At 65.7% G+C, this 5,055-nt stretch carries 5 protein-coding genes; 2 read left to right on the forward strand and 3 right to left on the reverse strand.

The features are described from left to right. Positions 1-7 precede the first annotated feature (7 nt). The gene (locus KGM94_RS23305; protein ID WP_300264527.1) at positions 8-748 is read right to left on the reverse strand and encodes a hypothetical protein; all 741 of its coding nucleotides are present in this window, start codon (positions 746-748) and stop codon (positions 8-10) included. Positions 749-829: 81 nt separating this feature from the next. On the opposite strand from KGM94_RS23305, the gene KGM94_RS23310 reads away from it, so the two are divergent. Beyond that, entirely contained in the window at positions 830-2,236 is a 1,407-nt protein-coding gene (locus KGM94_RS23310; RefSeq protein WP_300264529.1) for an autotransporter outer membrane beta-barrel domain-containing protein, read from the forward strand. Positions 2,237-2,423: 187 nt separating this feature from the next. Here the strand turns inward: KGM94_RS23310 and KGM94_RS23315 are convergent, their stop codons facing one another. Both KGM94_RS23315 and KGM94_RS23320 read right to left on the reverse strand, forming a co-directional pair. Next, positions 2,424-3,266 carry a MoxR family ATPase gene (locus tag KGM94_RS23315; RefSeq protein ID WP_300264531.1) on the reverse strand — a complete coding sequence of 281 codons (843 nt, stop codon included), beginning with the start codon at positions 3,264-3,266 and terminating at the stop codon, positions 2,424-2,426. Between the two features lie 113 nt (positions 3,267-3,379). Continuing rightward, the gene (locus KGM94_RS23320) at positions 3,380-3,625 is read right to left on the reverse strand and encodes a GlsB/YeaQ/YmgE family stress response membrane protein (protein WP_300264533.1); all 246 of its coding nucleotides are present in this window, start codon (positions 3,623-3,625) and stop codon (positions 3,380-3,382) included. 123 nt (positions 3,626-3,748) lie between these two features. Here KGM94_RS23320 and KGM94_RS23325 point away from each other — a divergent pair, with 123 nt between their 5' ends. After that, positions 3,749-4,924, forward strand: a complete 1,176-nt coding sequence (locus tag KGM94_RS23325) for a VWA domain-containing protein (protein ID WP_300264536.1) — start codon at positions 3,749-3,751, stop codon at positions 4,922-4,924. Positions 4,925-5,055 lie beyond the last annotated feature (131 nt).

The following is a 5,055-nucleotide window of genomic DNA, read 5'->3' on the forward strand; positions in this document are numbered from 1 at the left end:
ATGCTGGTCATTGGCCGCCGCCGCGCAATGCGTCACGGTCGGACACGACCAGACCTGCATCAATGCCGGCGGCACGTCCAATCCGCTTCAAGTCTTCGGAGAAGAAGCCGTCAACGGAAATGGCGGGTCTGGCGGAAATGCCGCCCTGATCAATCTCGGTAGCGGCGGCGGCGGTCTCTTCGCAACCGGCGGCGAGGGGGGCAGCGGCGGTCTGCTCATCGGCAGCGGCGGTGCCGGCGGCAATGGAACGGTCAATAACTCCGGCTCCGGCGATGGCGGTTTGTCCGGCACCGGCGGCCGCGGCGGCAATGGGGGCATCGGCGGCACTGGCGGTACCGGTGGCAATGGAGGCAGTGGCGGTAATGGCGGCGCAGGAGGGATAGGCAATTCCGGGGCTGGCGCCGGTGGGCTGTTCGGGACCGGCGGCGCCGGCGGCAACGGGGGAGATGGCGGTACCGGTGGCAATGGAGGCAGTGGCGGTAATGGCGGCGCAGGAGGGGTCGGCAACTCCGGCGGTGGCACGGGCGGGCTGTTCGGGACCGGCGGTGCCGGTGGTAACGGTGGCAATGGGGGAGCCGGCGGCGCTTCCTTTGGTAACGGCGGCAATGGAGGCGATGGCGGCGCGGCTGGAGCCGGCAATTCCGGCACGGGCACGGGTGGGCTGTCCGGCACCGGCGGCGCGGGCGGCAACGGCGGCAATGGCGGTGCCGGTGGTGGCAATGGCGGTGCGGGGGGCGCCGGGGGGCACGCTGCGTTCGGCAATTCCGGGAACGTCGCGGGTGGGATCGTCCTCACCGGCGGCAATGGCGGCGCGGGAGGCACCGGAGGCGTGGGCGGCGACGGGGGCGCCGGCGGCAGCGTCGTCCTGAGCAATGGGGGCGCTGTTGTCGGCGGCATCACCTTGACCGGCGGCAATGGCGGCGCCGGTGGGGCGGGCGGCAGCGGCAATGGAGGTGCCGGAGCCGGCGGCTCCGCGACTCTGCGAGCCTACGCCGGCTCGCGCATCGTCGGGGCGATCACGCTCAATGGCGCAACCAGGAACCTCGACTTCTTCGGAGGCAGTTACATCTACACGCTGAACTCGCTTGCGGGCGTCAACGTCACCGCCGCCGGCGCGCCCTTCGTGGTCTCAGGCAATACCGTGTTCGTGGTCGATCCGACCGGCTTTGGCGCCAACTGGCGCGCGCTCACTGATTTCACGCGAGGGGTGTCGGATGCCGTTCCGGTGTTTTCCGGCAGCGTGCCCGGCAGCGCGGGTCCGCTCGCCTTTGCGGGAGCCGAGGCATCCTCGCGTGTCGAGGATGCGTTCGCCGCGATCCCCGGCCTTGCTTCGCCTTACGCGGCCGAGACCGCGCTGTTCAAGGCGCCGACGGCGGCTTATGCCGACGGCACGACGGTGTGGGCGCGGGGCTTTGCCGGCCAGCGCATGCAGCAGCAGGATGGCGCGCAGCTTCGCAGCGCCAATCTGTTCTATGGCGGCATGATCGGTGCTGATTTCGCGGCGCGTCCCGATCTCCGCTTCGGCACCTTCATTGGAGGCGGCCAGGTCCGTACCCGCATCGACGCCAGCCAGGGCGGCACCGATTCCGATCTCGTCTTCGCCGGCGGCTATGCGCGCTACGATGTGGGACAATCCTTCCTGCATGCGGCCATCCAGGGCGGCGGCTCGCACAACACGACGACGCGCAGCATCAACAACAACCTGCTCGCGAACGGCATCGAGACGGCGCGCGCCGCCTTCGACGGCTGGTATGTGAGCCCGGAGGCGACCGTCGGCCATCGCTTCGCGCTCGGCAAGCTGGCGGACGGCGCCTACACCCTGACGCCGTCCCTGCGCGTGCGCTATCTCTACGGCGCCTATGACGGCTATACCGAGGCCGGCACCTCGGCGGCGCTGACGGTGGGCGGACAAACCGTCTCGGCCTGGGAGGAACGGGGCGAAGCGAAGCTGACACGCACCGTGACGTTCAACCCGATGAACCAGCTATCCACCAGCATCGCCGGCGGCGTGCTCGGCACCCAGCGCGCCGGCGGCACCACCATCAATGCCGCGATGCTCGGCCAGGCGATCCCGTTCGCCACGCCCGGCAAGCTCGATGTCTGGGGCGGCTTCGGCACGCTCGGCCTCGAATGGCGGGCGCGCAACGTCACCATCTTCTCGGCTGCCGAGTACCTCGCGCTGTCGGACAATTCCAATGTGATCTCCGGCCGAGCGGGCTTGCGCCTCGGGTTCTGATGGCCCCGAGCAAAGAACGCGAGCGATCACTGCGGGGCAGAAGTCATCCATCTCGCCGGTTTCGGAGCGACGGATTGCATCCGCCTTTGCGTGCAGCGCTTCGGCGGATTCCCGGCCGGCATGGCTTGCGCAGCAAGCGCCGACGGGTCGTCGCTTGCGGTGCGCGCCAACGGTCGTGTGAAACGGTCTACACCTCGCGCCGGCTCAGGAACGCGAGGCGCTCGAACAGGTGCACGTCCTGCTCGTTCTTCAACAGCGCGCCGTGCAGCGGCGGGATCAGCTTGCGCGGGTCGCGTTCGCGCAGCTGCTCCGGGGTCATCTCCTCGTTGAGCAGGAGCTTGAGCCAATCGAGCAGTTCCGAGGTCGAGGGCTTCTTCTTCAGGCCCGGCACCTCGCGCACCTCGAAGAAGATGCGCAGTGCCTCTTCCACCAGACGCTTCTTGATGCCGGGGAAGTGCACGTCGACGATCCGGCCCATGGTCTCGGCGTCGGGGAACTTGATGTAATGGAAGAAGCAGCGGCGCAGGAAGGCGTCAGGCAGCTCCTTCTCGTTGTTGGAGGTGATCATCATGATCGGGCGCTGCTTCGCCTTGATCGTCTCGCCGGTCTCGTAGACATGGAACTCCATGCGGTCGAGCTCGAGCAGCAGGTCGTTGGGAAACTCGATGTCGGCCTTGTCGATCTCGTCGATCAGGAGCACCGGGCGCTGCTCGGAGGTGAAGGCGTCCCACAGCTTGCCGCGCTTGATGTAGTTCCTGATGTCGGAGACGCGGGCATCGCCGAGCTGGCTGTCGCGAAGCCGCGATACCGCGTCGTATTCGTAGAGACCCTGTTGGGCCTTGGTGGTGGACTTGATGTGCCAGGTCAGCAGCGGCGCGTTGATCGCCTTCGCCACTTCCTCGGCCAGCACCGTCTTGCCGGTGCCGGGCTCGCCCTTCACCAGAAGCGGGCGCTCCAGCACGATCGAGGCATTGACGGCGACCTTGAGGTCGTCGGTCGCGACATAATCCTTGGTGCCGGTAAACTTCATCGAGCGTCCTTGTTGTTCGCTTTGGGCCGGGTGGCCTGCGGGAGCAGACACCGGCCAAGACAATAGGAACGGCCGCCTCCAGCAGCGGCCGTCCGCGGGTTCGGTCAGGCTTTTCAGGCTCGTTTTATCAGCGAAAGGATGACGAGCACAATCACCGCGCCGATCGTGGCATTGACGATGTCGCGGAAGGCGCTGCCGCCCAGGCCGATGCCGAGCTGGGGCAGGAGCCAGCTTGCGACCAGCGAGCCGATGATGCCGACCACGATGTTGCCGACCAGGCCAAATCCCGCGCCATGGACAATTTTGCCCGCGAGCCAGCCGGCGATCGCGCCGATGATCAGTGCTGCAACGATTCCCATCGAAAACGCCCCCAAAACAACGTCTCTAGACTATCAATTCTAGAGCAAAAACCCTGCCGGTCCAGAGCTCGGCCGGCCCCGCCGGCCCTTGACGGAGGCCTGCCGAAAGGCAATCTGTCACCCATGTTCCTGCAATTCTTCACCTCGTTGCGCGACGCGCAGGTCCCCGTGACGCTGCGCGAATACCTCACGCTGATGGAGGCGCTCGACGCCGACCTCGCCGACTATACCGTCGAGAATTTCTACTATCTGTCGCGCGCCTCGCTGGTGAAGGACGAGCGCAACCTCGACAAGTTCGACCGCGTCTTCGGCACGGTGTTCAAGGGGCTGGAAAGCCTGCTCGACGCCATGGACAAGGCGGAAATTCCCGAGGAGTGGCTGAAGAAGCTCGCCGAAAAATACCTCACCGAGGAAGAAAAGAAACAGATCGAGGCCATGGGCTGGGACAAGCTCATGGAGACGCTGAAGAAGCGGCTCGAGGAGCAGAAGGGCCGGCATCAGGGCGGCAGCAAGTGGATCGGCACCGCCGGCACCTCGCCGTTCGGCGCCTATGGCTACAATCCCGAAGGCGTGCGCATCGGCCAGGAGAAGAACCGCAACAACCGCGCCGTGAAGGTGTGGGACAAGCGGGAGTTCAAGGATCTCGACGGCAATGTCGAGCTCGGCATCCGCAACATCAAGGTGGCGCTGCGCCGCCTGCGCAAGTTCGCCCGCACCGGCGCGCCGGACGAGCTCGACCTCGACAATACCATCAGGGAGACCGCCAACCACGGCTATCTCGACGTGGTCATGCGCCCCGAGCGGCGCAACGCGGTCAAGCTCTTGGTGTTCTTCGACATCGGCGGCTCGATGGATTCGCATATCGAGCAGGTCGAGGAATTGTTCTCGGCCGCCAAGAGCGAATTCAAGCACATGGAGTATTTCTACTTCCACAACTGCCTGTATGAGGGCGTCTGGAAGCAGAACAAGCGGCGCTTCACGGACCGCACGCCGACCTGGGACGTGCTGCACAAATATCCGCACGACTACAAGGTCGTGTTCGTCGGCGACGCCTCGATGTCGCCCTACGAGATCATGGTGCCGGGCGGCTCGGTCGAGCACGTCAACGAGGAGGCAGGGTCGGTCTGGCTCGATCGCATCATCCGCACCTATTCGCACACCGTGTGGCTCAATCCGGTGCAGCAGAAGCACTGGGACTATTCGGAATCCACCACCATCATCCGCCGCATCTTCGCCAACCGCATGTACCCGATCACCATCGAGGGCCTGGAAGGCGCGATGAAGGAATTGACGCACTGATCATCGCCGTCATTCCGGGGCGCGACGCAGTCGCGAACCCGGAATCTCGAGATGAGGATTGCGGATCGAGATTCCGGGTTCGATGCTGTCGCATCGCCCCGGAATGACAACGGACAACGAGGGAGAAACCA

The organism is Bradyrhizobium sp. (assembly GCF_028868675.1).
Lineage (GTDB): Bacteria > Pseudomonadota > Alphaproteobacteria > Rhizobiales > Xanthobacteraceae > Bradyrhizobium.